Here is a 26,463-nt window from a genome sequence, read left to right on the forward strand (position 1 = left end):
AGAAGATGACGACATTACTTAACCCGTATTTTGGTGAGTTCGGCGGGATGTACGTCCCGCAAATCCTGATGCCCGCGCTGCGCCAGCTGGAAGAAGCGTTTGTCAGCGCGCAGAAAGACCCGGCGTTTCAGGCTGAATTTACCGACCTGCTGAAAAATTACGCCGGTCGTCCGACCGCGCTGACCAAATGCCGCAACCTGACGGAAGGCACCAAAACCACGCTGTATCTGAAGCGTGAAGACCTGCTGCACGGCGGCGCGCATAAAACTAACCAGGTGCTGGGTCAGGCGCTGCTTGCGAAGCGTATGGGCAAAACCGAAATCATCGCCGAAACCGGTGCGGGTCAGCACGGCGTGGCTTCTGCGCTTGCCAGCGCCCTGCTCGGTCTGAAATGCCGCATCTATATGGGAGCAAAAGACGTTGAGCGTCAGTCTCCGAACGTCTTCCGTATGCGTCTGATGGGAGCAGAAGTGATCCCGGTGCACAGCGGCTCCGCGACGTTGAAAGACGCCTGTAACGAAGCGCTGCGCGACTGGTCTGGCAGCTATGAAACCGCACACTATATGCTCGGTACCGCGGCTGGCCCGCACCCGTTCCCGACTATCGTGCGCGAATTCCAGCGCATGATCGGTGAAGAGACCAAAGCGCAGATCCTCGAAAAAGAGGGTCGCCTCCCGGATGCGGTGATCGCCTGCGTCGGCGGCGGCTCCAACGCCATCGGTATGTTCGCAGACTTTATCGACGACACCAGCGTGGGCCTGATTGGCGTCGAGCCTGCCGGTCACGGCATTGAATCGGGTGAACACGGCGCGCCGCTGAAGCATGGCCGCGTGGGGATCTACTTCGGGATGAAATCCCCGATGATGCAAACCGATGAGGGTCAGATTGAAGAGTCTTACTCTATTTCTGCCGGCCTCGACTTCCCGTCCGTCGGGCCGCAGCATGCGTATCTGAACAGCACCGGCCGCGCGGACTATGTCTCCATTACCGATGATGAAGCGCTGGAAGCCTTCAAAATGCTGTGCCGCAGCGAAGGGATCATCCCGGCGCTGGAGTCTTCGCACGCGCTGGCGCACGCGCTGAAAATGATGAAAGAAAACCCGGAAAAAGAGCAGCTGCTGGTGGTGAACCTTTCCGGACGCGGTGACAAAGATATCTTCACCGTTCACGATATTCTGAAAGCACGAGGGGAAATCTGATGGAACGCTACGATAACGTATTTGCAGAGCTGAAATCCCGCCAGGAAGGCGCGTTCGTTCCCTTCGTCACCCTGGGCGATCCGGGCCCGGAACAGTCGCTGAAGATTATCGACACCCTGATTGAAGCCGGGGCCGACGCGCTGGAGCTGGGTATTCCGTTCTCCGATCCGCTGGCGGATGGCCCGACCATCCAGAATGCGACGCTGCGCGCGTTTGCCTCCGGCGTGACGCCAACCCAGTGCTTCGAGATGCTGGCGGCGATTCGCCAGAAGCACCCGACCATTCCGATCGGCCTGCTGATGTACGCCAACCTGGTCTTTAACCGCGGTATTGATGAGTTCTATGCCGAGTGCGCGCGCGTGGGCGTCGACTCCGTTCTGGTGGCAGACGTGCCGGTTGAGGAGTCTGCGCCATTCCGTCAGGCGGCGATGCGCCATAACGTCGCCCCGATTTTCATCTGCCCGCCGAACGCCGATGACGAACTGCTGCGCCAGATTGCCTCTTACGGACGCGGGTATACCTACCTGCTCTCCCGCGCGGGCGTGACCGGTGCCGAGAATAAAGCCGCCCTGCCGCTGCATCATCTGGTGGAGAAGCTGGCCGAGTACCATGCCGCGCCTCCGCTGCAGGGGTTCGGGATTTCATCTCCGGATCAGGTCACCGCAGCGATTGACGCGAAGGCGGCTGGTGCCATCTCCGGCTCCGCGATTGTGAAGATCATCGAAAAGAACGTGGACAAGCCCGAGCAGATGCTGGCCGAGCTGAAAGCGTTTGTGACCGCAATGAAAGCGGCGACGCGTAAAGCATAACCCTTCCACCGTCTGGCTTCCTGCCAGACGGTTCATTTCTTTTAATTTCCCGAAAAATCTAATTTCAGCGTTAATAGTAATTGTAATCAATAGCACGCTTAATTACGCATTTTACTGCTTTGCCAAGATTTGCTAAGAGTAGATAGACCTATTTAACAATGATTGGCTAGTTACATTATCATCTATTAGCCAATTACCTGCAGGGCACTTTTCATAGTAATGTTTTTATTGCTAATTTCTCTGGCGGCCTCTTTTAGCGCGATGTTCATCGCTACCGTTGTGACTGGCTTTGCATATCCTTTCACGCGATTTGATTTACTTTGAAAAACATAGACATCTTGCGGGTTAGATGCCTTTCTTTGCTTAAATAACTGACGCAGTATCTTGCACAATCTAATTGTTCGCGACTCAAATCTTGGGGTTGCCGCGAGATGCAATATGTCATCTTTGATGTCGCTATACCTTATGTTTATAACTCGGCAACTTTCAGCACGTAAAAAAAATAACGTTAACCATAAGTCACCCCACGTCTTTGAAATCCGGAATAACCTCTGGTGGATAACCATGAATTCATCAGTAGTTATAGAGTCAGTTTTCGCCATTGAAAACACCAACATGCAATTCAAGCATGACTTAACATAACATTAACTATTTAAATATTAATTCAACACCTGTGCAATCGCCTCCCGAAGTCGCACGTGCGCTGGATAAGCAATTCGGGATGGTACATTATCACGACGAGCCCGGCATGAAGATCATTCAGATGAGCGAAGGCGATGAGCAATTACATCTTGATCCTTTGTTCTGAAGCGACGCCCCGTCGAGTAAGAGTGGAAAAAGAAGATGGCTGGAAAAAAACTTACTTCATTCACCTAGCAGACGATCAGCCAACTTTCATTAAAGTGATCTACAGCACTCCGTTCGTGCGAGGCGAGCAAGTAAAAGATTTATCGTTGTGATGCCTGCAACAGAACAAGGGGCCGGCCGATACTCACTACCTATGGCCATGAGTATCGCTATCTGACGCAGCAAGGAAATGCTTGAACTAGAACGTAGACTCAAAAGAAGCTGACGAGCTCGCAGCCAGCGGTGCAATAGCCACTGACCAATTCTTATGACGCACTGTTATGTACGGTGTTGGGAATGTTAAGAACCGAGGGGCTAAATGATCGTCAAATTCTATTAAAGATGAACAAATTATGTTGCCTCGACGATAGCAAGAAGCAATGATAGAATGGTTTCTGGGTCAGGTAAAGCCCTACTATTCTTTCTATATTGATATCCGTAAGGTTTGATGATGGATTTATATTTTTCGATTTGCCTGGTTTTAACATGCTTAGTGTTGGCAATACTGATTTTTAGCCTACCTCTATTTAAATTTATAGATGAAGATACTGATCCGGCAAGGTCAAACAGCATTGATGGAATTAGATTTATACTCGCTTCGTTTGTAATATTTCATCATATGGACTGTGCTTATACATATATAACAAAAGGCAATTGGGCCCCCACATCAGACTTGTTGCTTTATATGGGGAAATATGGGGTTGCTTTATTTTTCATGATTACGGCTTTCTTGTTTTGGGGGAAAACTAGAAAAGCAGATGTAGTAAATTGGGTTGATTTATATAAAAAACGCCTCTACAGAATTGCTCCTCTATCAATATTTTGCTCTTTAGTTGCTCTATTTTTACTTTTCTTACTAACCGAACGGAGGGAGTTTTCTATTGGTGTATTAACAGATGCGCTCTCTTGGTTTGATGTTGGACTTTGGAATGACAAACCCCCTGTTACTACATTCCAGTATTCTTTTATGGCTCTGGCTGGGGTGACGTGGACTCTGCGTTGGGAGTGGATTTTTTACTTTTCTCTTCCGCTATTATATATGTTCAAAAAATGGTCATTCGAATTAACCATTTCTCTTTTTGCGTTCTCCTTGTATTTTCTTCCAGGATTTACGAATGATGCATATTTGTGGGCATATTTTTTGGCTGGAATGTTATGCAGTGAAATAAAGGACAGGATAATTATAAGCAAAAAAATGGCTAATGTCATATTGGCAGTCATGATACTTATAATCATATTAGCGCAGCCCAACCTTTACGGCTCACCCGAGAAAATATTCCTCTGTGTTATGTTCTTTTCTGTGGTTTCAGGTGCGAATCTTTTTGGATTATTGATTACCAAAGCAGCTATTCGACTTGGCGCAATAAGCTATAGCTTATATTTAACTCAAGGTCTAATTTTATTCCCTGTGATCATTCATTTACAAACAAAGAATAAATTAGAATTAAACATACATACTTTTATTATTTTGACTCTGTCCTATTTAGCAATATGCATTCTCTCTTCATTTACCTATCATTTTATCGAGAGACCTTTTATAAAGAAAGTTATTTTCAGCAAAGTTAACAACAAAATATATGGCAAATGATTACTTCCGGCGCGTAAGTGCCGGAAGTTAATCTCTTGGCTTTTATTTAAAATACTTTTGCACACAGTATTTCATGGGTGGTTTTCTCGCTGTATTTATAGTCATGACGGTATACTATCAGCAGCCTTTGTGAAAGCCTCTCTGGTGTTAATCCCGTTTTCAAGAATCGATATTTATTATCCTGTTTTTGTCCAGTCTTATCACAAACCTATAGACGGTGTCGTGATCTTCACTTACGAAAGAATTTTCCTCAATTCGTTACATGCAGAAACCAATTAATTAGTAGGAAATATCTCAAACATATACCACTACTGGAGTATACAAGAAATTCGTTGTGAGCAATGGAGCAAGCTTGCTTTATGAATTGGGGATTATGATGGTGTGCAGTGGATTGCAGGATTTAATGACTAAGGTCATAAAAAGAGGCGGTATTTTGGAGAAAAGGTTTGGAGAGGTTTTGAGGCAAACGAAAAAGATATATATTCCAGTCCGTTAAATTCACTTACACCTTCTGAGTTCAGAGGCTTATTCATGTCATGGCACGCCTTCAAACAGACTTACCTGGTTAAGTTCTGGTCACCAGTCCCGGCCGTTATCGCGGCAGGCATTCTCTCTACCTACTATTTCGGCATCACCGGCACCTTCTGGGCCGTGACCGGCGAGTTCACCCGCTGGGGTGGTCAATTGCTACAGCTCGCTGGCGTGCATACCGAAGAGTGGGGTTACTTTCAACTCATTCATCTGGACGGCACGCCGCTCACCCGCATCGACGGGATGATGATCGTCGGCATGTTCGGCGGCTGTTTCGCGGCGGCGCTGTGGGCAAACAACGTTAAGTTGCGGATGCCCAAAAGCCGCATTCGCATAATGCAGGCGGTGGTCGGCGGTATCATTGCCGGGTTTGGCGCCCGCCTGGCGATGGGCTGTAACCTGGCCGCTTTCTTTACGGGGATTCCTCAGTTTTCACTTCACGCCTGGTTCTTTGCTGTCGCCACGGCCATCGGCTCTTACTTTGGCGCAAAATTCACCCTGCTGCCGCTGTTCCGCATTCCGGTGAAAATGACAAAAGTCAGCGCAGCGTCTCCGTTAACCCAGAAGCCAGACCAGGCGCGTCGCCGTTTCCGCCTCGGTATGCTGATCTTTTTTGCTATGGTCGCCTGGGCGCTTTGCACTGCGATGAATCAGCCCAAACTCGGCCTGGCGATGCTGTTCGGCGTGGTTTTTGGTCTGCTCATTGAACGCGCGCAGATATGCTTTACCTCCGCGTTTCGCGATATGTGGATCACCGGCCGTACGATGATGGCAAAGGCGATTATCGCCGGGATGGCGGTCAGCGCCATCGGTATCTTCAGCTATGTTCAGCTCGGCGTCGAACCGAAAATCATGTGGGCCGGTCCTAACGCGGTCATTGGCGGCCTGCTGTTTGGCTTCGGGATCGTGCTGGCTGGCGGGTGTGAAACCGGCTGGATGTACCGCGCCGTTGAAGGTCAGGTGCATTACTGGTGGGTGGGCCTGGGAAATGTTATCGGCTCGACGATCCTGGCGTACTTCTGGGACGATCTGTCTCCGGCGCTTGCCACGAGTTGGGACAAGGTAAACCTGTTGAACACCTTCGGGCCTCTCGGCGGCCTGCTGGTCACCTACGCCCTGCTGCTGGTCGCTTTTTTACTGGTTGTCGCGCAGGAGAAACGCTTCTTCCGTCGCGCGAGTGTTAAAACAGAAACCCAGGAGAATGCTGCATGAAAGAGATCGTGCCCGATTACCGTCTGGATATGGTCGGTGAACCCTGCCCTTATCCGGCTGTTGCCACGCTTGAAGCCCTACCGCAGCTCAAAAGAGGGGAAATTCTGGAAGTGGTCAGCGACTGTCCGCAGTCCATCAACAACATTCCGCTGGATGCGAAAAACCACGGCTACACGGTGCTGGATATCCAGCAGGATGGCCCGACCATTCGCTATTTGATTCAAAAATGATCGCTAAGGGCCTCGCGAGGGGCCTTTATCGTATTGAATTATAAGACATCTTGATCCACGGCAAAAACGCGTTTTTTGACTTAAGTAAAATCTCACTTCCCTTTTGAAGGAGGTTTTCGCGGTTTGATGTATTTACGAGCTTTACTGGTTTTCGCCTTATTGATTCCCTTCCATGCGCTGTCCCTGAATTTCTCTTCAACCTTCCTGCGCCTTAATTGTCCGCAAAGAGGGCTTGTCGAGGTCATTCTGCACGTTTATGACCATACCCAGGAACGATGGCACGGCCATTTTGAAACCGGCGCGGGACATAAACGTGCAGGTGATACCGAAATCATCCCGTTTGCCAACGGCGATATTCTCTTTCATTCCCTGTCCAGCGACGCTTTCAGCTATTTATATGATGGAGAAAATATCCTGAGACACTGCGTAAAGCTTGATGAGCGGCCGGTTTATCCGTCGTTTTGAGGTGAGCAAAGCAAACTGGCCACCCTGTGGCCAGTTTGACGGGGGATTAGAAACGATAACCCGCAGAGAACATAAACACCCACGGATCCAGGCGAGTATTGATACTTTGCTGCTGACCGCCCGCTTTGAAGCGTACGTCCGTATCAATATCCATGTACCAGACCGAGGCGTTAATCAGCCAGTCGCGGTTAATCAGATAATCCAGACCGACCTGCCCCGCCATACCCCATGAATCTTTCAGGCTGAGGTCAGTCAGACCGGCCTCTTTACCGGTATCGTTAAACTTCTCGTCGAAGAAAGTGGTGTAGTTCACACCGGCGCCAATATAAGGACGCACCTTGCTGCTGGCATCACCAAAGTACCATTGCGCCATCAGCGTTGGCGGTAAATGGTGAACCGTAGCGATATCACCGGTTGCGCCCAGACCTACGCGATGACGGAACGGCGTTGCAGCCAGAAGCTCAACACCAACGTTTTCCGTCGCCATATAGGTGAACGTTAACCCTAACTGGGTGTTATTACTGACGTTAAAACCGCCCATACCCAGCACGTTATCCGATCCTTCAGTCGGGCGAACCGTAGCCGAACCGGCACGAATAAAGAATTCGCCTGCTTCATGCGCATACGCGCCGCCAGAGAGACTGCTTAATACAAGGGCTGCCACCGCTAATTTTTTCATATCCGCTCCATCGTTGTGGTTTTAATCGCGGATGAGAATATACTCACAAATGAGTAATAAGTGATCTGCTACAGATCACATTAAAACCAGTAACTTAACATTCATTGATCTGGATTAATTTTTTGTTACGCATCCAAAAGTGATAAGTTGTTTCCATGTCAATTTTTGGCATTTCACGGTTACAAAATTTTCCCTTTTCCCCCTCTTGCTCTTCCTCTGGCGGCTGGATAATTTATCGCTCTCACAAGTTGATTTGATGCGTTCTTCTTTAGCAGGTGTGCCATGAGTGATATCAACCCGTGCATGACGTGCGGAGCCTGTTGTGCGTATTTTCGAGTCTCTTTCTACTGGGCCGAAGCCAGCGATGGCGGCGGTACCGTTCCGGTTCATCTCACAGAGCCGCTAACGCCTTTTCTGCGCTGCATGAGCGGCACAAACCAAAAGCAGGCCCGCTGCGTGGCGCTACAGGGCGAGCCCGGGGTCTCTACCAGGTGTTCCATCTATGAGGATCGGCCCAGCCCGTGCCGGGAATTTGCCATGTCGGGAGAGGATGGGCAGGTCAACGAAGCCTGCAATCGCGCCCGGGCGCGCGTTGGATTACCGCCGCTTTACAAAGATATGCTTTTCCATACAAGCCTTGATGCTGCCACAGCAGGTGCATCCGGTGTACAATTGCCGGCTAATTAACACCTGCAATACTCAAGGAGAGTGCATGTCTATCACGGCGAAGTCTGTCTACCGTGACACGGGAAATTTTTTCCGCAATCAGTTCATAACCTTTTTACTGATCGCGTTGCTATGTGCCTTTATCACGGTGGTGCTGGGCCATGCCTTCTCACCGAGTGATGAACAGATTGCCAGCCTGAGCCAGGGCGACCACCTTGCCGGAAGCGTGGGGCTGTTTGAACTGGTGCAAAACATGACGCCGGAGCAGCAGCAGATTCTGCTGCGGGCGTCTGCCGCGTCAACGTTCTCAGGCCTGATTGGTAATGCGGTTCTGGCGGGCGGCGTTTTGCTGATGATTCAGCTGGTCTCGGCGGGTCACCGGGTCAGCGCCTTACGGGCGATTGGTGCGAGTGCGCCAGTCTTACCTAAGCTGTTTATCCTGATCTTTTTAACCACCATGCTGGTGCAAATGGGGATTATGCTGGTCGTGGTGCCGGGCGTGTTACTGGCTATCGTGCTCTCATTTGCGCCTGTGATGGTGGTGCAGGATAAGATGGGGATTTTTACCGCGATGCGCAGCAGCATCAGACTGGCATGGGCTAATATGCGTCTGGTGGCTCCCGCCGTGATCGGCTGGCTGCTCGCCAAAACGCTCCTGCTGTTGTTTGCACCGAATTTTGCGGTATTAACGCCGAACGTTGGCGCGGTAGTGGCGAATACGCTGAGCAATCTGATTTCAGCGGTACTGCTGGTCTATCTGTTCCGCCTGTATATGTTAATTCGTCAGTAATCCTGAGGCGGGGGCATCGCAGCCTCCCGCCCCGCTCAGAAGATGGAATCACAGAATGAAGCAGTTTCTTGATTTTTTACCGCTCGTGGTCTTTTTTGCTTTTTATAAGCTGTACGATATTTATGCCGCGACCACTGCGCTGATCGTTGCAACGGCAGTTGTTCTGATCTACAGCTGGGTTCGCTATCGTAAAGTCGAAAAAATGGCGCTGGTCACCTTCGTCCTGGTCGCCGTATTCGGCGGACTGACTCTGTTCTTCCATAACGATGAATTTATCAAGTGGAAAGTGACCGTGATTTACGCCCTGTTTGCGGGCGCATTATTAATCAGCCAGTGGGTGATGAAAAAACCGCTGATCCAACGCATGCTGGGCAAAGAGCTGACGCTGCCTCAGGAAGTCTGGTCCCGTCTGAATATCGCCTGGGCGGTCTTCTTTATTCTCTGCGGTCTCGCTAACATCTATATTGCTTTCTGGCTGCCGCAGAATATCTGGGTTAACTTTAAGGTCTTCGGCCTGACCGCGCTGACCCTTATTTTCACGCTGTTAAGCGGCGTATACATTTATCGCCACATGCCGCAGGACGACAAGCACTGATTAACGACTGACCAGAACGTCAGAGACAGGCGTTCTGGTCTATTCTCTCCGCTGTAAAATCATAGTAGCATCCCGCCTGAAGTCTTCCGTTACGAGTTAAAACAATGACAACAACTAACGCCCCGCAGGGCGAACTGGTTTTACGCACACTGGCAATGCCCGCTGACACCAATGCCAATGGCGATATTTTTGGCGGCTGGCTGATGTCGCAGATGGATATGGGCGGCGCAATTCTGGCAAAAGAGATTGCCCACGGGCGCGTGGTGACTGTGCGAGTGGACGGCATGACCTTCCTGCGCCCGGTTGCGGTGGGAGATGTGGTTTGCTGCTACGCGCGCTGCGTCAAACGCGGCAACACCTCTATTTCAATCAACATCGAAGTATGGGTTAAGAAAGTCTCTTCTGAACCTATTGGGCAGCGTTATAAGGCCACCGAAGCGCTGTTTATTTATGTTGCAGTGGACAGCGAGGGCAAACCTCGTCAACTTCCGCAGGCCTGATTGACAGGCATAAAAAAAGCCTCCATCAGGAGGCTTTTTTTATTCCATTTGCGCCCCGCCGTTCAGGCGGAAAACTATATTCACAATCAGTCCGTTGCCCGGTTTCCCGGCCTCATAGCGCCATCTGCGCATCGCCGATTTCACTTCGCGCTCAAACATATTAGAAGGCTGAGCGGACAATATTTCCACGTTATCGACGCGGCCATCGGCAGTAACGTCAAATTTAACCCGTACGCGGCCTTCAATACGCAAGGCCTGCGCTCGCGCCGGATACTGAGGCTGGTTGCGACTCAGCGCGCGCGGACCCGCAGGGGCACTGATTGTCGGCTTAGGCGCGGCTGCGGTGTTATTCATCACCGGACGCGAAGGCGCCGCATTCTCCACCGTCTGGCTCGCGCGCGGTTCAACCGGACGTTCCTCGCGTTTCGGACGCTCCTCGACCTTCTTCACCGGCTTTGGCTTCGGCTTAGTTTTTGGCTTTGGTTCAGGTTTGTGGATCACTACCGGGACTTCCTTCGGTGGCTCCGGAACGGGCTCGGGTTCTGGCTCAGGCTCTGCCAGCGGCTGCGGCGGCGGAGGGGCAACCTGCGGCGGCTCGAGATCCGCTGGCGATACCATCGTCACGGAAATCGGCTGCGCGGGCGCGGGCATTTCAATAACCTGATGAACCGAGGTATACAGCAAACCCGCCACAACGGCACCGTGAATCACGACAGAAAGCAGCGTCGGCCAGGGAAAGCGGCGAGGTAAATCAAGGGTCATCGAAGTCATATTCATCAACGTTAAAAAACCGAACCATGATTTTAAATGCAAATAGCAATCATATTCAATAAGACACTATGCTCTGGCGCAACTTTAGCGCCTGAGAGGCCAAAAAAGGCGCATTCAGATCAGGGTATTAACATTGTTTTTATTTTACATTGCAGTCGTTTGCCCTTTCACATAACGTAACTGACACTTTTACCGGTTAAGGAGCTTCGCCGTGTTTTACGTAATTTACTCTGAAGATGTTGCTGATTCGCTCGAAAAACGCCAGTCTGTACGCCCTGCGCATCTGGCACGTTTGCAGCTGCTCCAGGATGAAGGCCGATTACTGACCGCTGGCCCCATGCCCGCAGTCGACAGCAACGATCCGGGTGCTGCCGGTTTTGCCGGCTCCACGGTTATTGCTGAATTTGAATCCCAGGAAGCCGCTCAGGCCTGGGCTGATGCAGACCCGTACGTTGCAGCGGGTGTGTATGCAAAAGTGACGGTGAGGCCGTACAAAAAAGTGTTCTGATACCGAAGCGGCTCCGAAAGGAGCCTTTTTTATGGTGGCGATTACGCGTCTCTGTGCCGGGTAAACTGCTGTTCTGTAATCAGGCTCCCCCACTGGTCGCCTTCCCACTCTTTTACCAGCGTAAACCCAAACGACTCGTACAGACGTCGTGCGGCGCTCAGCTTATTGAATGTCCAGAGATGCACGGCAGAAAAACCAACGCTGTCACAAAAGCGCATCGCTTCATTCAGCAGTTTTTTCCCCACGCCGTGTCCCCGACAGCCATCATCAAGAATAAACCAGCGAAGATGGGCTTCACCCGGCGCCAGATCCTCGCCATCGATCGCCACCGAGCCGACAATTTTGTCGTTGAGTACTGCCAGCCAAATCTGGTTACAGGGCTTCTCCAGTCTTTCACTGAACTCGGCCAGTCCTGAAGCCACTTTGGCCTCGAAGAAGCGACCAAAGTTATGCTCCCGCGAATAATAACTGCCATGCATCTCCGCAATACGGCCAATCATGCCGGGGATGTACCCCTGCACTATCTTCAGCTCGTCGGGCTGCATATCGTTGCCCGCCTCGCGGCATGCCAGCAGCGCGTTGGCATAAAGGGAGAGCCCCTCAGAAATGGTCTGCTGCTGCGCTGGAGCAAGACCCTTTATTGCTGTGACCACGCGCTCGTTGCTGAAGGCATTAATTTTGCTGACCGTCTCGTGACCTTTCGCGGTCAGCCTGAGGCTCTTTGCTCTCGCATCCTCAGTAGAAATGACCTCCTCAAGTTCGCCCGCGGCAATCAGGCGAGCCAGCATCCGGCTGACGCTGGACTTTTCCAGGCCCAGCAGTTGCACCAGCTGACTCGCCGTCATCTCCTTACGCAGAGCAATTTCGACCAGAGTATGGACGGCCGAAGGCGAGTAATTCGTTGAGGCCAGGGTAGACCCCATAAAACCTAACTCTCGCACCATCAGGCGCGAGGAACGTCGAATAACACTGACTAGTGGAGTTTCGCTGTGCATGTTGTGCCCTCATCGGTTAGTTGCACTATACAACTAACAGTTGAGGTGTTGTCAAACATAATAAAAAGGCTCCCTCAGGAGCCTTTCAAATCATCAATGCAGCGACGCTAATCTCGCCGCAAACCCGACAAACAGCAGCCCTATTAGCCCGTTCCCCAGCTTTGCCAGCTTCTTTTTTGTTTTCAGATAACGCGTGACAAACGCACCGGAGAAGATCAGGAAGCTCATGTACATAAAGCTTATCAACTCCAGCGTCGTCGCAAGGATCAGGAAAGAAGTGCCGGTACTCTTCGCATTCACGTCAATGAACTGAACGAAGAACGATACGTAGAACAGAATCGCTTTGGGGTTGGTCAGGCTTAACACCAGGGAACGTTTCATGATCATACTGGCAGGTTCGGGGCCGCTCTCATGCGCGTTTTTTTGACGGTTTACCACCGACCAGAGCATTTTGCCCCCCAGCCAGAGCAGATAGAAAGCCCCGAGATAGCGCACGATATTAAACAGTACCGGCGTGGTCTGGATTAATGCCGCGACGCCCGCCCAGGCCAGAAACATCAGCACCGCATCGCCGATAAATACGCCCGTGGCGGCAAGATACCCTTTTTTAACGCCGTGACCGATCCCGGTTTTTAGCACAAACAGGGTATTCGGCCCTGGCACCAGCACGATAAAAAATGCGCCGACAACATACGTCCAGAAATTCAGTACGCCAAACTCCGCAAACACTTCTCCCTCCTTTTGCTAAACACAACAGGAATATCGCTGCAAATACGCTATTCCTAAAAATCAGACGCTATAAAATCAGCGGGCACCCGTTACGGTGCCCTCATGGTTTCAGATATCCTGGACTGCGAACAGCAACGCATTGCGGTGCCTGGTCAATCCACATTTTCTGATGGCGTGAATACGCATATTGCGGCGGGATTGAGCTTCCAGCCAACGAGCCTTGCGACGACTCACCTGTCGCAACATGCGCCAGCGCCCTACTTCTGTTCTACTGCGCTTCATGTCTACAACTCTTTAACTAACAGAGTCGCCATTATAAACCCAACCCGGCAGCAAACCAGCGCTTTTACCTGGCGTTTTTATTTGCCAGATGAATCCTGATGCGTACACTCATAACAATACGCTTTCAAAAGGATTTTTTTACCTATGACAACCTTCTACACCGTGGTGAGTTGGCTGGTCATTTTGGGATACTGGCTGTTAATCGCGGGTGTGACATTACGCATCCTGATGAAGCGCAGAGCCGTACCCTCTGCCATGGCCTGGCTTCTGATCATTTACATCCTCCCGCTGGTGGGAATTATTGCCTATCTCTCTTTTGGTGAGCTTCATCTGGGTAAACGCCGTGCCGAGCGCGCCCGTGCCATGTGGCCCTCCACCGCGAAGTGGCTGAACGATCTTAAAGCCTGCAAACATATTTTTGCCGAGGAGAACAGCAGCGTCGCCTCCTCACTGTTTAAGCTGTGCGAGCGCCGCCAGGGGATTGGCGGCGTTAAGGGCAACCAACTGCAGCTGCTGACCTCCTCCGAAGACGTCATGCAGGCGTTAATCCGCGATATTCAGCTGGCGCGTCATAATATCGAGATGGTTTTTTATATCTGGCAGCCCGGCGGGATGGCTGACCAGGTCGCTGAGTCGCTGATGGCCGCCGCGCGGCGCGGCATTCATTGCCGCCTGATGCTTGACTCCGCGGGTAGCGTGGCATTTTTCCGTAGCCCCTGGGCGGGCATGATGCGTAATGCCGGGATCGAAGTGGTTGAGGCGTTGAAAGTGAATCTCCTGCGCGTGTTTCTGCGCCGGATGGATCTCCGCCAGCATCGCAAAATGATCATGATCGATAACTATATTGCCTACACCGGCAGCATGAACATGGTCGACCCGCGCTTCTTCAAACAGGACTCAGGAGTAGGTCAATGGGTTGATTTGATGGCGCGAATGGAGGGGCCGATTGCCACCTCGATGGGCATCGTTTATTCCTGCGACTGGGAGATTGAAACCGGCAAGCGTATCCTGCCGCCGCCGCCGGACGGCAATATTATGCCGTTTGAGGAGGCCAGCGGTCATACCATTCATACCATTGCTTCCGGGCCGGGCTTCCCGGAGGACTTGATCCATCAGGCGCTGCTGACGGCAACCTACTCGGCGCGTGAATATCTGATCATGACGACGCCCTACTTTGTCCCCAGCGACGACCTCCTGCACGCCATCTGTACAGCCGCGCAGCGCGGTGTCGATGTGAGCATCATTTTGCCGCGCAAAAATGACTCTCTCCTGGTGGGCTGGGCCAGCCGGGCATTCTTTAGCGAACTGCTGGCCGCCGGGGTGAAAATTTACCAGTTTGAAGGCGGATTGCTCCACACCAAGAGCGTGCTCGTCGACGGTGAGCTGAGCCTGGTGGGCACGGTCAACCTGGATATGCGCAGCCTGTGGCTCAACTTTGAAATCACGCTGGTCATTGATGATGCCGGCTTTGGCGGCGATCTCGCGGCGGTGCAGGATGATTATATCTCCCGCTCGCGTCTGCTGGATGCCAGACTGTGGGTAAAACGTCCGCTGTGGCAGAGAATTGCCGAACGACTGTTTTACTTCTTTAGTCCGTTGCTGTAAAACGTGCCCAACGATGTTAAACAGGTAGTCATCATGGAAATGGATCTGAACAATCGCCTGACCGAAGACGAAACGCTCGAGCAGGCCTATGACATTTTTCTCGAACTGGCGGTTGATAACCTCGATCCCGCAGACGTGATCCTTTTTAATCTGCAGTTCGAAGAGCGCGGCGGTGCCGAGCTGTTTGACCCTTCAGAAGACTGGGCTGAGCATGTGGATTTCGACCTGAACCCTGACTTTTTTGCCGAAGTGGTAATTGGGCTGGCAGATGAAGACGGTGGTGAAATTAACGATATTTTCGCTCGCGTCCTGCTGTGTCGAGAGAAAGACCATAAGCTGTGCCATATACTCTGGCGCGAATAATAAAAAAGGCTGCGATTGCAGCCTTTTTTATTTACTCCGGCAATTTATTGCCACAGCGATGACAAAACCGCGCGTCGTGATCATGTTCACCCTGCTCGCAATGAGGACACTTGCGCTGCTGCTTGCGGCTCTGAAACGCGCTGCTCATGTGTGTGGTAATAAGTCCAGTCGGAATGGCAATCACCGAATAGCCAATCAAAATCAGCACTGACGCCACAATGCGGCCCAGCGGCGTGTGGGGAGTAATATCACCATAACCCACGGTGGTGACGGTCACAATGGCCCAGTAGACGGAGGCATTGAGCGTCGTAAAGCCATATTTGGGTCCTTCTATTAAATACATCAGCGCGCCAAAAACAATCATGACGATGGCGATAAACGAGTAGAACAGAATGAGCTGATGCCGTGCGCTGACGATTGCACTCCAGAACACGCGTAATGAGGGCATAAAACGCAGTAATTTCAGAATACGTAATACGCGAATAACGCGCATCGCTCGCCAGGCAAAGACATAGCTCAGGCTGATTTCCGGCCACAGCCACATGACGTAGAGCGGCAGGATGGTGGCTAAATCAATAAATCCCCAGAAGCTGAAAACATATCGGGCCGGGTTGGGCCAGGCTATTACCCGGAGGAGATATTCAGCGGTAAAAACCAGGGTAATCGCCAGCTCAAGCCAGACAAAGATGTGCCATTCGTCAAACGTCAGGTGATATTGCGTCCCGGCACCCGATTCAATAAAGATGACGACCACGCTGATAAGCGCAAATAAACCGCAAAGACCTTCGAAGCGTCGTCCGGATACCGTTTCAGGATCGAATAAAAAATGATAAAGCCGCCGACGGGCTGACGTGAATAAACGCGACACGATTACCTCGCAAAAAATAAGGGCTGACATCATGTCAGCCCTTGCGATTATAACGGGTCTACTTTCAGGCAGGAAACCGCATGTCGGAAACTGCCTTCCAGAACCGGACGCGTTTTCGCGCATTCCGGCCCGGCCATTGGGCAGCGCGTGCGGAAGACGCAGCCCGACGGCGGGTTAATCGGTGAGGGCAATTCACCTTCCAGCAGCTGGATGGTCTTATTCTTTTCCAGATCCGGATCGGGGATTGGCACAGCGGACATCAGCGCTTTGGTGTAAGGGTGCAGCGGATTGTGGTACACCTCGTCATAGGTACCCAGCTCCACGGCGTGACCCAGATACATCACCAGCACGCGGTCTGAAATGTGTTTCACTACGGCCAGGTCATGCGCGATGAAGATCAGCGACAGCCCCATTTCACGCTGCAGCTTCTGCAGCAGGTTAACCACCTGTGCCTGAATGGACACGTCCAGCGCGGAAACCGGCTCGTCGCAGATAATCAGCTTCGGCTCGAGGATCAGCGCACGGGCGATACCAATACGCTGGCACTGGCCGCCGGAGAATTCGTGCGGGTAGCGGTTGATGAGGTTAGGCAACAGGCCGACTTTCATCATCATCGCCTTAACGCGATCGCGCACTTCCTGACGAGACATCTTCGGATGATAGGTCCGCAGCGGCTCGGCAATAATCTCGCCGATGGTCATACGCGGGTTTAACGACGCCAGCGGATCCTGGAAAATCATCTGGATATCGCTGCGCACCTCACGCCACTCGTCGGGTTTCATGCCCAGCAGATCTTTACCCAGCCAGGCCACTTTGCCGTCGGTCGCTTTTACCAGACCGATAATGGCGCGCGCAAAGGTCGATTTACCGCAGCCGGACTCTCCGACCACGCCCAGGGTTTCCCCTTCGTACAGGCGCAGCGTAACGCCATCCACCGCTTTCAAGGTCTTCGACGGCTGCCAGAACCACTGTTTTCCGTCTTTAATGTCGAAATGCACCTTAAGGTCAGCAATTTCGAGCAGCACGTTGCGTTTTTCATCTAATGCGTTCATACCAGTTCCTCCTGCGGCTTAAAGCAGGCGCGCAGACGGCCTGGTGCAAACTCTTCCAGCGGCGGAGCGCTGTTGCAGATTTCCATCGCGTGCGGGCAGCGCGGCTGGAACGGACAGCCTTTCGGCAGGCGCAGCAGGTTTGGCGGGTTGCCAGGAATGGTGAGCAGGGATTCCCCTTCCGCATCAAGACGCGGCACCGCGTTCAGCAGGCCAATGGAGTACGGGTGAGCTGGCTGATAGAAGACATCGCGCGCTTTGCCATATTCCATCGTTCGCCCGGCGTACATTACCAGCACTTTGTCACAGATGCCCGCCACCACGCCCAGGTCGTGGGTAATCATGATAATCGCCGTGTTGAACTCACGCTTCAGCTCGTTCAACAGGGTCATGATTTGCGCCTGAACGGTAACGTCCAGCGCGGTAGTAGGTTCGTCGGCAATCAGCAGCTTAGGCCGGCAGAGCAGCGCCATCGCAATCATCACGCGCTGACGCATACCGCCAGAGAACTCGTGCGGGAACATGCGCATGCGCTTGCGTGCCTCCGGCATTTTCACCGCATCGAGCATTTTGACCGACTCTTCAAAGGCTTCGGCTTTGCCCAGACCTTTGTGCAGCATCAGGACTTCCATCAGCTGCTCACCAACGCGCATGTACGGGTTCAGCGAAGTCATCGGATCCTGGAAAATCATCGAGATCTGTTCGGCGCGCAGCTTGTTCAGCTCGTGCTCCGGCAGGTTAAGGATTTCACGCCCGTTGAATTTCGCGGAACCCCCAATCACGCCGTTAGCAGCCAGCAGGCCCATCAGCGCAAAGGCAGTCTGGGATTTTCCGGAACCGGATTCCCCCACGATCCCCAGCGTTTCACCCGCGCGCAGGTTGAAGTTGAGATCGTTGACGGCGGTAACATCCCCGTCCGGCGTTTTAAAGGTCACGCGGAGGTCTTTCACATCCAGCAAAAGGTTATTCTGCTGTTGCGCCTGTGGCGCAGTGGCCGTTTCAATAATTGTCATGACGGCGCTCCTTAACGGTCTTTCGGGTCGAGGGCATCACGCAGGCCATCGCCGATAAAGTTAAAACAAAACAGGGTAACGACCAGGAAACCCGCCGGATAAAGCAGCAGCCACGGTGAAACTTCCATCGAGTTTGCGCCATCGCTCAGCAGCGCGCCCCAGCTGCTCAGAGGCTCTTGTGTGCCGAGACCCAGGAAGCTCAGGAAAGATTCAAACAGGATCATGCTTGGTACCAGCAGTGAGGCATATACCACCACCACGCCCAGCACGTTAGGAACGATATGGCGAACCACGATATTCCCGGTGGACACACCGCCTACCTGCGCGGCTTCGATAAACTCTTTGCGTTTGAGGCTCAGCGTCTGGCCGCGAACAATACGCGCCATATCCAGCCAGGACACCATCCCGATGGCCACGAAGATCAGCAGGATATTCTGGCCGAAGAAGGTCACCAGCAGGATGACGAAGAACATAAACGGGAAGGAGTTCAGGATTTCCAGCAGACGCATCATTACCGAGTCTATTTTGCCGCCGAGGTAGCCGGAAAGTGAGCCATAGAGCGTACCCACGATCACCGCGACCAGCGCGGCAGCAATACCGACCATCAGCGAGATACGGCCACCGATAGCGACACGCACCAGCAGATCGCGTCCGGATGAATCCGTGCCAAAATAGTGGCCTGATTCCATATCCGGCGCGCTGGACATCATGCCCCAGTCGGTGTCGAAATAGGTAAATTGCGACAGCATCGGCGCCAGGGTCACAAACAGCGCGATGATCACCAGAACCACCAGACTCGCAACCGCCGCGCGGTTGTGCATAAAGCGACGGCGCGCGTCCTGCCAGAGGCTACGACCTTCTACTTCCAGTTTTTCACTGAAGTTTTCCAGCGCCTCGCTGTTTTTCTTACTCAACATCATGGCGTGCTCCAGTTAGTAACGGATTTTCGGGTCGATGACGGCATACAGCACATCAACGATAGCGTTAAAGAGAATGGTCAGCGCACCGACGAGAATAGTCAGGCTCAGTACCAGCGAATAGTCGCGGTTAAGCGCGCCGTTAACAAACAGCTGGCCGATGCCCGGCAGGCCGTAAATTGTTTCGATAACCATCGAGCCGGTAATGATCCCGACGAATGCCGGTCCCATGTAGGAGAGCACGGGCAACAGTGCCGGCTTAAGCGCGTGGCGGAAGATAATCCGACGCATCGGCAGCCCTTTAGCACGCGCGGTACGAATGAAGTTCGAGTGCAGCACTTCGATCATTGAACCACGGGTTATACGCGCGATACTGGCGATGTACGCCAGAGATAATGCCACCATCGGCAAAATCATGAACTTCAATGCCCCGCCGTTCCAGCCGCCGCCAGGCAGCCACTTCAGCGTAATGGCAAATATCATCACCAGTAATGGCGCAACAACGAAGCTGGGTATGACTACCCCGGTCATCGCCACCCCCATTACTGCATAATCCCATTTGGTATTTTGTCTGAGCGCGGCGATAACGCCTGCGGTGACTCCAAAAACGATCGCCAGAATGAATGCCGCAGCACCCAATTTCGCCGAAACCGGGAAGCTGGAGGCCACCAGGTCGTTAACGGAATAGTCTTTATATTTAAATGACGGTCCAAAATCACCGTGGGCCAGCTGCTTCAGGTAATTGAAGTACTGGGTAGAGATAGGATCGTTTAAGTGGTATTTCGCTTCGATATTCGCCATGACTTCTGGCGGCAGCGTACGCTCACCGGTAAATGGACTTCCCGGCGCGAGGCGCATCATGAAGAAGGAAATCGTGATGAGAATAAATAGCGTTGGAATCGCTTCAAGACAGCGACGTAGGATAAATTTCAACATTGCCCGTACCTTCTGGCGTGTGCCTATATAATGTGACGTTGGTTAGACACCGTGGGGCGAGCACGCCCGCCCCACTCATTGCCATTAATGCTTGATAATATACAAGTTTTTAACGTAGATATTATCCATCGGGTCTTTACCGGTGTACCCACCTACCCACGGTTTCACCAGACGGGCGTTAACGTAGTAGTAAACCGGAACGATCGCGGAATCTTTATCCAGCTGCTGCTCGGCTTTAGAGTACAGTTCAGTACGCTGTGCTTCGTCAGTGGTTTTCAGCGTGTCGGCGATCAGCTTGTCAAACGCCGGGCTCTTATAGTGCGCGGTGTTGTTTGAGCTGTCGCTCAGCATGGTGTTCAGGAAGGAGGTCGGTTCGTTATAGTCCGCACACCAGCCAGCACGAGCTACATCAAAGGTGCCCTGATGACGGCTGTCGAGGAAGGTTTTCCACTCCTGGTTCTCCAGCTTGACGTTCGCGCCCAGGTTCTTTTTCCAGATTGAGGCAACGGCGATAGCCAGTTTTTTGTGCAGATCGGAAGTGTTGTAGAGCAGGCTGAAGGTCAGCGGCTTATCTGCGGTGTAGCCCGCTTCGGCCAGCAGTTTCTTCGCTTCCGCGTTACGCTGTTCCTGAGTCTGTTTGAACCACTCTGGCTCGGTCAGTTTTGCGCCATCGGTGTATGGAGGGGTATAGCTGTACGCCGGCAGATCGCCCTGGTTTTTCACTTTGTTCACGATGATATCGCGATCCAGAGCCAGCTTCAGCGCGGTACGAACACGTACGTCGGTAAACGGTGCTTTCTGGTTGTTGATTTCATAGTAATAGGTGCACAGGTACGGATCGACGTGAACTTCTTTAGGGATCTCTTTTTTCAGTTTCTGGAACAGTTCAATCGGCATGTTGTTATAGGTCATGTCGATTTCACCGCTGCGGTAGCGGTTAACGTCAGTCACTTCGGAAGAGATTGGCAGGTAGGTCACCTGGTCAATTACGGTTTTCGCGTTATCCCAATACTGCGGGTTACGGTCAAGCACCATACGTTCGTTGACCACCCAGTCTTTCAGCTTATAGGCACCATTGGTGACGATATTGGCAGGCTGCGTCCATTTCTCACCAAATTTTTCCACGGCGGATTTTGGTACCGGAGAAACGGACGGGTGAACCAGCAGCTTATAGAAGTACGGAACAGGTTCGCTCAACGTCACTTCAAAGGTATTGGCATCGATCGCTTTTACGCCCAGGTCGGTAACAGGTTTTTTGCCCGCGATGATGTCATCAATATTGGCAATATGGCCATATTGCAGGTAGCTCGCATACGGAGAGGCGGTATTTGGATTCGCCAGACGCTGCCAGCTATAAACGAAATCTTCGGCCGTAACCGGTGTACCGTCGGACCATTTCGCATCTTTACGCAGATGGAATGTCCAGACTTTGAAATCTTTGTTTTCCCATTTTTCTGCTACACCCGGTGCCGGGTGGCCGTCTACGTCTGTCACCAGCAGGCCTTCGAACAGGTCGCGGTTAACGTTAGACTCAGGGACACCTTCAATTTTGTGCGGGTCAAGAGACTGAACTTCCGCACCGTTGTTACGCACCAGCGTCTGTTTCTCCGCCAGTTGAACACCTGCAGGAACGTCCGCAGCCATTGCAGCGTTGCCCGCGATTAGCGCAGTTAAAATCCCCGCCGCTACCAGATTTTTTTTTGTGATGATGGACATTGTGTTGGTACTCCACTCATTATAATGACTGGCCTTCGCCAGCTGTGTAATCCCCTGTTGGGGCCTGTACAGCGCAGGAGTTTTTTTTGCTGCTGTCAGGTTCTTCTTTTACTGCTTGCTATCACCGACTTTTTTATTACTGACCGCTCGTATGGCCGTCTTGCGTCGATTCGTTACAGGCCTCCCCTGTTTGAGACCTGCGCTGGATATCCGAGAAGAGAACCATATGAAAATAATTCTCATCTGCTTGTTTTATGCTGCAAAATATTAGGCCGGAAAGTATCAAATGGCGTAAACGCGCGCCAATACATTTTGCAAATTTGTTAAGCAATTCTCTTTTACGGTGAGTACCGCATCGTTGAGGGCAGCCTTGCCGGACATCGAATGTCACTAAAAAAACATGATATTCAATAGGATAGAGAAAATTTTCTCTACAAGCGCGTCGCTGCGCTATCATCGAGTGATTTTGTACAAAAACTTAACAACTGGTTATTATTTAGCACATTCATCTAAGGGAATGTTGAATTTACTAATATCATTTCGGTTATCTCTCAGCAAGCCCCAGAGTATCATGTGAGTAAAATAACAGATCGATCGAAGGTTTTCTGCGCAGGCGGGTTTGGAGGGAATTAATAACTCATTGAAATACAACCAATGAACATTATTAGTAGAATTTATTATGATATGTGAGCATTTCAACTTTAGTTATAGGATTTACTGATAATGACGAAAAAAAACGGAGCCGTGGCTCCGTTCTTTCATACGAAATATCAGTGCAGCAAACCGGGGAAAATGCTTTTAATTCCTGTAACGATGAATTCAATCCCTAACGCCATCAACAGCAGGCCCATAATACGCGTTATGACGTTAATGCCCGTCTGCCCCAACAGTCGCACCAGCCAGGGTGCCATGCGGAATACTCCCCAACAGCACAGCGCGAAAAGTGCAATGGCAACGGAAAAGCCAATCAGGTGCATCAGGCTATGGTAACGCGTGCCCCAGACAATGGTTGAACTGATGGCGCCAGGGCCAGCCATGAGCGGCAAGGCCAGCGGCACCACGCCAATACTTTCGCGGATGGCAGTTTCTGACTTCTCCTGCTTGTTTTGTTTATCCTCGCCCAGCTTACCGCTGATCATTGACATGGCGATGGTCACGACCAGGATCCCACCCGCTATGCGGAACGAGTCAATCGAAATCCCGAAGAGCTGGAGAATGGCGTCACCCAGGAAAAGGGAGGTGAGCAAGATGATAGCTACTGACAGGTTAGCGGTGAGGTTGGTCTTATTCCTGGCCGCTGCCGTCTGATAACTCGTCATACTAATGAAGACAGGAATGATCCCCACCGGGTTGACCAGGGCAAACAAACCAATAAAAAATTTAAAATACGTTGGAAAATCAAAGAGCGTTTGAATCACGTTTTGCTCCGCTTATACACATGCCCGGGACTGACAATTTGTCATGAGAAATCGCGCTGAAGATACCCTTTTTATTAGCATACTTCACTCGAAATCTGCGGCAAAACGTCATCATTTCAGGATGTTAAATATATGTATAATCAATGGCAGCGCCACTTCCATTACTTACTTAATTATTTAACACTTGAAAAACCTCAACGAAATAACCCTGCTGAAAGGTATCAGCTTGGGGGAAAATTGACGCAGATCATGATTTCCGTACTCAGAAGTGAGTAATCTTGGTTACGCCCCCAGGGAGATCACCTGACAAAAAGGGATGATGCTAAGGTAAGGCTCTTTTAGTAAATTAGTGTGCTGACGCAGAAAGTAACTCTTTGTTTTACTTTGTGTTACGCAAGTCGTATCGGCTCTGTCTATACTGTGTGACGTATCGAGCGCTGGTTTACTAAAAGAGTTTAAACATTATCAGGAGAGCATTATGGCTGTTACTAATATCGCTGAACTGAACGCCCTCGTCGAGCGCGTTAAAAAAGCCCAGCGTGAATATGCCAATTTCACCCAAGAACAGGTTGATAAAATCTTCCGCGCGGCCGCACTGGCTGCTGCAGATGCTCGAATCCCTCTCGCTAAAATGGCCGTTGCCGAATCCGGAATGGGTATCGTGGAAGATAAAGTGATCAAAAACCACTTTGCTTCCGAGTATATCTACAACGCCTATAAAGATGAGAAAACCTGTGGCGTGCTGTCCGAAGACGACACCTTCGGTACCATCACCATCGCTGAACCTATCGGCATCATCTGCGGTATTGTTCCGACAACTAACCCAACGTCTACAGCTATCTTCAAATCACTGATTAGCCTGAAGACTCGTAACGCAATCATCTTCTCTCCACACCCACGTGCGAAAGACGCGACCAACAAAGCGGCAGATATTGTCCTGCAGGCGGCGATCGCTGCTGGCGCACCAAAAGATCTGATTGGCTGGATCGACCAACCTTCCGTTGAGCTCTCCAATGCGCTGATGCATCACCCGGACATTAACCTGATCCTGGCGACTGGTGGTCCTGGCATGGTTAAAGCCGCTTACAGCTCCGGTAAACCAGCAATCGGTGTGGGCGCGGGTAACACCCCTGTTGTTATCGACGAAACCGCTGACATCAAACGTGCCGTTGCGTCTGTACTGATGTCTAAAACCTTCGATAACGGCGTGATCTGTGCATCTGAACAATCTGTTGTTGTTGTCGATTCCGTGTACGACGCTGTTCGTGAACGTTTCGCCAGCCACGGCGGCTACCTGCTGCAGGGCAAAGAGCTGAAAGCCGTTCAGGACATTATCCTGAAAAATGGCGCGTTGAACGCTGCCATCGTGGGTCAGCCGGCTTACAAAATTGCTGAACTCGCAGGCTTTACCGTTCCGGCAACAACCAAAATCCTGATCGGTGAAGTGAAAGTTGTCGACGAAAGCGAGCCGTTTGCACATGAAAAACTGTCTCCAACGCTTGCCATGTACCGTGCGAAAGATTTCGAAGACGCGGTAGAGAAAGCCGAGAAACTGGTTGCCATGGGCGGTATCGGTCACACTTCTTGTCTGTACACCGACCAGGACAACCAGCCAGAACGCGTTGCCCACTTCGGTCAGATGATGAAAACTGCACGTATCCTGATTAACACTCCTGCTTCTCAGGGTGGGATCGGTGATCTGTACAACTTTAAACTCGCACCTTCCCTGACTCTGGGTTGTGGTTCCTGGGGTGGTAACTCCATCTCTGAAAACGTTGGTCCAAAACACCTGATCAACAAGAAAACCGTTGCTAAGCGAGCTGAAAACATGTTGTGGCACAAACTTCCGAAATCTATCTACTTCCGCCGTGGCTCACTGCCAATCGCGCTGGATGAAGTGATTACTGATGGCCACAAACGTGCGCTCATCGTGACTGACCGTTTCCTGTTCAACAACGGCTACGCTGACCAGATCACCTCTGTACTGAAAGCGGCTGGCGTTGAAACTGAAGTGTTCTTTGAAGTTGAAGCTGACCCTACCCTGAGCGTTGTGCGTAAAGGTGCTGAACTGGCTAACTCCTTCAAACCAGATGTGATTATCGCACTGGGTGGTGGTTCCCCAATGGATGCCGCGAAAATCATGTGGGTCATGTACGAGCATCCTGAAACCCACTTCGAAGAACTGGCGCTGCGCTTTATGGACATCCGTAAACGTATCTACAAGTTCCCGAAAATGGGCGTAAAAGCGAAAATGATCGCGGTAACCACCACTTCCGGTACCGGTTCAGAAGTTACGCCATTCGCAGTAGTAACGGACGATGCAACAGGTCAGAAATATCCACTGGCTGACTATGCACTGACCCCAGACATGGCTATCGTTGATGCGAACCTGGTCATGGAGATGCCGAAATCACTGTGTGCGTTCGGTGGTCTGGATGCGGTAACTCACGCCCTGGAAGCTTACGTTTCTGTGCTGGCATCTGAGTTCTCTGACGGTCAGGCTCTTCAGGCGCTGAAACTGCTGAAGGAAAACCTGCCAGCGTCCTACAACGAAGGGTCTAAAAACCCGGTAGCACGTGAACGCGTTCACAGTGCAGCTACCATCGCCGGTATCGCGTTTGCGAACGCCTTCCTGGGTGTTTGCCACTCTATGGCGCACAAGCTGGGTTCACAGTTCCACATTCCTCACGGTCTGGCGAACGCCCTGTTGATCAGCAACGTTATCCGTTACAACGCAAACGACAACCCGACCAAGCAGACTGCTTTCAGCCAGTACGACCGTCCGCAAGCGCGCCGTCGTTACGCTGAAATCGCAGACCACCTTGGTCTGAGCGCACCGGGTGACCGTACTGCTGCGAAAATTGAGAAACTGCTGGCATGGCTGGAAAGCCTGAAAGCTGAGCTGGGTATTCCAAAATCTATCCGTGAAGCAGGCGTTCAGGAAGCTGACTTCCTCGCTCATGTAGATAAGCTGTCTGAAGATGCATTCGATGACCAGTGTACTGGTGCTAACCCGCGCTACCCACTGATCTCCGAGCTGAAACAGATTCTGCTGGATACCTTCTACGGTCGTGAGTTCAAAGAAGGTGACGTTGCCGCTGTGAAAACAGAAGTTCCTGTCATCAAAGCTGACAAGAAAGCGAAGAAAAGCGCTTAATTGAAAGTAGAAGAAAAAACCCGCCT

The 26,463-nt window shown here is 51.6% G+C and carries 27 protein-coding genes; 14 read left to right on the forward strand and 13 right to left on the reverse strand.

Features of this window, described 5'->3' with window-relative positions; genetic code table 11:
• Positions 1–5 precede the first annotated feature (5 nt).
• Both trpB and trpA read left to right on the forward strand, forming a co-directional pair.
• Complete coding sequence (gene trpB, locus SPG90_RS08095) at positions 6–1,199, forward strand: tryptophan synthase subunit beta (RefSeq protein WP_126304012.1); 1,194 nt, start codon at positions 6–8, stop codon at positions 1,197–1,199.
• The gene (gene trpA / locus SPG90_RS08100) at positions 1,199–2,008 is read left to right on the forward strand and encodes a tryptophan synthase subunit alpha (protein WP_023312082.1); all 810 of its coding nucleotides are present in this window, start codon (positions 1,199–1,201) and stop codon (positions 2,006–2,008) included. The genes trpB and trpA overlap by 1 nt, the downstream gene beginning before the upstream one ends.
• A 185-nt stretch (positions 2,009–2,193) precedes the next feature.
• Here the strand turns inward: trpA and SPG90_RS08105 are convergent, their stop codons facing one another.
• Positions 2,194–2,610: a hypothetical protein gene (locus tag SPG90_RS08105; RefSeq protein ID WP_047174209.1), complete on the reverse strand. Its 417-nt coding sequence runs from the start codon at positions 2,608–2,610 to the stop codon at positions 2,194–2,196.
• 692 nt (positions 2,611–3,302) lie between these two features.
• Between SPG90_RS08105 and SPG90_RS08110 the strand changes: the two genes are divergently transcribed.
• The 4 genes from SPG90_RS08110 to SPG90_RS08125 all read left to right on the forward strand — a co-directional run bounded on the left by SPG90_RS08110 (position 3,303) and on the right by SPG90_RS08125 (position 6,880).
• A complete protein-coding gene (locus SPG90_RS08110) occupies positions 3,303–4,442 on the forward strand; it encodes an acyltransferase family protein (RefSeq protein ID WP_240337771.1) in 1,140 nt (379 codons plus the stop codon).
• A gap of 531 nt (positions 4,443–4,973) precedes the next feature.
• Positions 4,974–6,185 carry a selenium metabolism membrane protein YedE/FdhT gene (gene yedE, locus SPG90_RS08115; RefSeq protein WP_047174180.1) on the forward strand — a complete coding sequence of 404 codons (1,212 nt, stop codon included), beginning with the start codon at positions 4,974–4,976 and terminating at the stop codon, positions 6,183–6,185.
• On the forward strand, positions 6,182–6,415 hold the full coding sequence (yedF, locus tag SPG90_RS08120) for a sulfurtransferase-like selenium metabolism protein YedF (protein ID WP_045355898.1): 234 nt from the start codon (positions 6,182–6,184) through the stop codon (positions 6,413–6,415). Before yedE ends, yedF begins: the two co-directional genes overlap by 4 nt.
• Before the next feature lie 126 nt (positions 6,416–6,541).
• Positions 6,542–6,880 (forward strand): hypothetical protein, encoded by a 339-nt coding sequence (locus tag SPG90_RS08125; RefSeq protein ID WP_047174179.1) that lies wholly within the window; start codon positions 6,542–6,544, stop codon positions 6,878–6,880.
• Positions 6,881–6,926: 46 nt separating this feature from the next.
• Here the strand turns inward: SPG90_RS08125 and ompW are convergent, their stop codons facing one another.
• Positions 6,927–7,559 (reverse strand): outer membrane protein OmpW, encoded by a 633-nt coding sequence (ompW, locus tag SPG90_RS08130; RefSeq protein WP_023312086.1) that lies wholly within the window; start codon positions 7,557–7,559, stop codon positions 6,927–6,929.
• Positions 7,560–7,841: 282 nt separating this feature from the next.
• On the opposite strand from ompW, the gene SPG90_RS08135 reads away from it, so the two are divergent.
• The 4 genes from SPG90_RS08135 to yciA all read left to right on the forward strand — a co-directional run bounded on the left by SPG90_RS08135 (position 7,842) and on the right by yciA (position 10,110).
• The gene (locus SPG90_RS08135; RefSeq protein WP_021240310.1) at positions 7,842–8,246 is read left to right on the forward strand and encodes a YkgJ family cysteine cluster protein; all 405 of its coding nucleotides are present in this window, start codon (positions 7,842–7,844) and stop codon (positions 8,244–8,246) included.
• A 25-nt stretch (positions 8,247–8,271) separates the two neighbouring features.
• Entirely contained in the window at positions 8,272–9,015 is a 744-nt protein-coding gene (locus SPG90_RS08140) for a YciC family protein (RefSeq protein ID WP_023312087.1), read from the forward strand.
• 55 nt (positions 9,016–9,070) lie between these two features.
• On the forward strand, positions 9,071–9,610 hold the full coding sequence (locus SPG90_RS08145; RefSeq protein ID WP_025756566.1) for a septation protein A: 540 nt from the start codon (positions 9,071–9,073) through the stop codon (positions 9,608–9,610).
• 104 nt (positions 9,611–9,714) lie between these two features.
• Positions 9,715–10,110: an acyl-CoA thioester hydrolase YciA gene (gene yciA / locus SPG90_RS08150; RefSeq protein WP_008502796.1), complete on the forward strand. Its 396-nt coding sequence runs from the start codon at positions 9,715–9,717 to the stop codon at positions 10,108–10,110.
• A gap of 39 nt (positions 10,111–10,149) precedes the next feature.
• On the opposite strand, the gene tonB is transcribed toward yciA, so the two are convergent.
• A complete protein-coding gene (tonB, locus tag SPG90_RS08155) occupies positions 10,150–10,872 on the reverse strand; it encodes a TonB system transport protein TonB (RefSeq protein ID WP_126304149.1) in 723 nt (240 codons plus the stop codon).
• Positions 10,873–11,092: 220 nt separating this feature from the next.
• Between tonB and SPG90_RS08160 the strand changes: the two genes are divergently transcribed.
• Entirely contained in the window at positions 11,093–11,389 is a 297-nt protein-coding gene (locus tag SPG90_RS08160; protein ID WP_023327637.1) for a YciI family protein, read from the forward strand.
• 41 nt (positions 11,390–11,430) lie between these two features.
• Here the strand turns inward: SPG90_RS08160 and SPG90_RS08165 are convergent, their stop codons facing one another.
• From SPG90_RS08165 to SPG90_RS08175, 3 genes are all read right to left on the reverse strand, one after another.
• Complete coding sequence (locus SPG90_RS08165; protein ID WP_045404908.1) at positions 11,431–12,384, reverse strand: bifunctional helix-turn-helix transcriptional regulator/GNAT family N-acetyltransferase; 954 nt, start codon at positions 12,382–12,384, stop codon at positions 11,431–11,433.
• Positions 12,385–12,477: 93 nt separating this feature from the next.
• Positions 12,478–13,113: a leucine efflux protein LeuE gene (leuE, locus tag SPG90_RS08170; RefSeq protein WP_045404924.1), complete on the reverse strand. Its 636-nt coding sequence runs from the start codon at positions 13,111–13,113 to the stop codon at positions 12,478–12,480.
• 108 nt (positions 13,114–13,221) lie between these two features.
• Entirely contained in the window at positions 13,222–13,395 is a 174-nt protein-coding gene (locus SPG90_RS08175; protein ID WP_086379783.1) for a YciY family protein, read from the reverse strand.
• Positions 13,396–13,539: 144 nt separating this feature from the next.
• Between SPG90_RS08175 and cls the strand changes: the two genes are divergently transcribed.
• Positions 13,540–15,000 carry a cardiolipin synthase gene (gene cls / locus SPG90_RS08180; protein ID WP_322408073.1) on the forward strand — a complete coding sequence of 487 codons (1,461 nt, stop codon included), beginning with the start codon at positions 13,540–13,542 and terminating at the stop codon, positions 14,998–15,000.
• Between the two features lie 33 nt (positions 15,001–15,033).
• On the forward strand, positions 15,034–15,363 hold the full coding sequence (locus tag SPG90_RS08185; RefSeq protein WP_006810881.1) for an HI1450 family dsDNA-mimic protein: 330 nt from the start codon (positions 15,034–15,036) through the stop codon (positions 15,361–15,363).
• A gap of 31 nt (positions 15,364–15,394) precedes the next feature.
• On the opposite strand, the gene SPG90_RS08190 is transcribed toward SPG90_RS08185, so the two are convergent.
• The 7 genes from SPG90_RS08190 to SPG90_RS08220 all read right to left on the reverse strand — a co-directional run bounded on the left by SPG90_RS08190 (position 15,395) and on the right by SPG90_RS08220 (position 23,280).
• Positions 15,395–16,264 carry an ion transporter gene (locus SPG90_RS08190; RefSeq protein ID WP_206514975.1) on the reverse strand — a complete coding sequence of 290 codons (870 nt, stop codon included), beginning with the start codon at positions 16,262–16,264 and terminating at the stop codon, positions 15,395–15,397.
• Positions 16,265–16,278: 14 nt separating this feature from the next.
• The gene (oppF, locus tag SPG90_RS08195) at positions 16,279–17,283 is read right to left on the reverse strand and encodes a murein tripeptide/oligopeptide ABC transporter ATP-binding protein OppF (protein ID WP_045404928.1); all 1,005 of its coding nucleotides are present in this window, start codon (positions 17,281–17,283) and stop codon (positions 16,279–16,281) included.
• Complete coding sequence (locus tag SPG90_RS08200; RefSeq protein WP_023312095.1) at positions 17,280–18,293, reverse strand: ABC transporter ATP-binding protein; 1,014 nt, start codon at positions 18,291–18,293, stop codon at positions 17,280–17,282. Before SPG90_RS08200 ends, oppF begins: the two co-directional genes overlap by 4 nt.
• 11 nt (positions 18,294–18,304) lie before the next feature.
• The gene (gene oppC, locus SPG90_RS08205) at positions 18,305–19,213 is read right to left on the reverse strand and encodes an oligopeptide ABC transporter permease OppC (protein ID WP_023312096.1); all 909 of its coding nucleotides are present in this window, start codon (positions 19,211–19,213) and stop codon (positions 18,305–18,307) included.
• Between the two features lie 12 nt (positions 19,214–19,225).
• On the reverse strand, positions 19,226–20,146 hold the full coding sequence (oppB, locus tag SPG90_RS08210; protein ID WP_008502786.1) for an oligopeptide ABC transporter permease OppB: 921 nt from the start codon (positions 20,144–20,146) through the stop codon (positions 19,226–19,228).
• An 84-nt stretch (positions 20,147–20,230) separates the two neighbouring features.
• The gene (gene oppA, locus SPG90_RS08215) at positions 20,231–21,862 is read right to left on the reverse strand and encodes an oligopeptide ABC transporter substrate-binding protein OppA (RefSeq protein ID WP_045404933.1); all 1,632 of its coding nucleotides are present in this window, start codon (positions 21,860–21,862) and stop codon (positions 20,231–20,233) included.
• 770 nt (positions 21,863–22,632) lie between these two features.
• Positions 22,633–23,280 carry a YchE family NAAT transporter gene (locus SPG90_RS08220; protein ID WP_023312098.1) on the reverse strand — a complete coding sequence of 216 codons (648 nt, stop codon included), beginning with the start codon at positions 23,278–23,280 and terminating at the stop codon, positions 22,633–22,635.
• Positions 23,281–23,758: 478 nt separating this feature from the next.
• On the opposite strand from SPG90_RS08220, the gene adhE reads away from it, so the two are divergent.
• Complete coding sequence (gene adhE / locus SPG90_RS08225; protein ID WP_023312099.1) at positions 23,759–26,437, forward strand: bifunctional acetaldehyde-CoA/alcohol dehydrogenase; 2,679 nt, start codon at positions 23,759–23,761, stop codon at positions 26,435–26,437.
• Positions 26,438–26,463 lie beyond the last annotated feature (26 nt).

The sequence above is a fragment of the Enterobacter sp. D2 genome (assembly GCF_034427575.1).
Taxonomy (GTDB): domain Bacteria; phylum Pseudomonadota; class Gammaproteobacteria; order Enterobacterales; family Enterobacteriaceae; genus Enterobacter; species Enterobacter cloacae_M.

Coding starts and splice junctions, on each gene's coding strand:
- SPG90_RS08165 (WP_045404908.1), bottom strand. CDS start 12,384: ATGCACAGCGAAACTCCACTAGTCAGTGTTATTCGACGTTCCTCGCGC.
- SPG90_RS08135 (WP_021240310.1), top strand. CDS start 7,842: ATGAGTGATATCAACCCGTGCATGACGTGCGGAGCCTGTTGTGCGTAT.
- SPG90_RS08175 (WP_086379783.1), bottom strand. CDS start 13,395: ATGAAGCGCAGTAGAACAGAAGTAGGGCGCTGGCGCATGTTGCGACAG.
- yciA (WP_008502796.1), top strand. CDS start 9,715: ATGACAACAACTAACGCCCCGCAGGGCGAACTGGTTTTACGCACACTG.
- oppC (WP_023312096.1), bottom strand. CDS start 19,213: ATGATGTTGAGTAAGAAAAACAGCGAGGCGCTGGAAAACTTCAGTGAA.
- SPG90_RS08110 (WP_240337771.1), top strand. CDS start 3,303: ATGATGGATTTATATTTTTCGATTTGCCTGGTTTTAACATGCTTAGTG.
- cls (WP_322408073.1), top strand. CDS start 13,540: ATGACAACCTTCTACACCGTGGTGAGTTGGCTGGTCATTTTGGGATAC.
- SPG90_RS08200 (WP_023312095.1), bottom strand. CDS start 18,293: ATGACAATTATTGAAACGGCCACTGCGCCACAGGCGCAACAGCAGAAT.
- adhE (WP_023312099.1), top strand. CDS start 23,759: ATGGCTGTTACTAATATCGCTGAACTGAACGCCCTCGTCGAGCGCGTT.
- oppB (WP_008502786.1), bottom strand. CDS start 20,146: ATGTTGAAATTTATCCTACGTCGCTGTCTTGAAGCGATTCCAACGCTA.
- SPG90_RS08105 (WP_047174209.1), bottom strand. CDS start 2,610: ATGGCGAAAACTGACTCTATAACTACTGATGAATTCATGGTTATCCAC.
- yedF (WP_045355898.1), top strand. CDS start 6,182: ATGAAAGAGATCGTGCCCGATTACCGTCTGGATATGGTCGGTGAACCC.
- SPG90_RS08145 (WP_025756566.1), top strand. CDS start 9,071: ATGAAGCAGTTTCTTGATTTTTTACCGCTCGTGGTCTTTTTTGCTTTT.
- trpA (WP_023312082.1), top strand. CDS start 1,199: ATGGAACGCTACGATAACGTATTTGCAGAGCTGAAATCCCGCCAGGAA.
- yedE (WP_047174180.1), top strand. CDS start 4,974: ATGTCATGGCACGCCTTCAAACAGACTTACCTGGTTAAGTTCTGGTCA.
- oppA (WP_045404933.1), bottom strand. CDS start 21,862: ATGTCCATCATCACAAAAAAAAATCTGGTAGCGGCGGGGATTTTAACT.
- SPG90_RS08190 (WP_206514975.1), bottom strand. CDS start 16,264: ATGATGTCAGCCCTTATTTTTTGCGAGGTAATCGTGTCGCGTTTATTC.
- trpB (WP_126304012.1), top strand. CDS start 6: ATGACGACATTACTTAACCCGTATTTTGGTGAGTTCGGCGGGATGTAC.
- tonB (WP_126304149.1), bottom strand. CDS start 10,872: ATGACCCTTGATTTACCTCGCCGCTTTCCCTGGCCGACGCTGCTTTCT.
- SPG90_RS08140 (WP_023312087.1), top strand. CDS start 8,272: ATGTCTATCACGGCGAAGTCTGTCTACCGTGACACGGGAAATTTTTTC.
- ompW (WP_023312086.1), bottom strand. CDS start 7,559: ATGAAAAAATTAGCGGTGGCAGCCCTTGTATTAAGCAGTCTCTCTGGC.
- SPG90_RS08125 (WP_047174179.1), top strand. CDS start 6,542: ATGTATTTACGAGCTTTACTGGTTTTCGCCTTATTGATTCCCTTCCAT.
- oppF (WP_045404928.1), bottom strand. CDS start 17,283: ATGAACGCATTAGATGAAAAACGCAACGTGCTGCTCGAAATTGCTGAC.
- SPG90_RS08185 (WP_006810881.1), top strand. CDS start 15,034: ATGGAAATGGATCTGAACAATCGCCTGACCGAAGACGAAACGCTCGAG.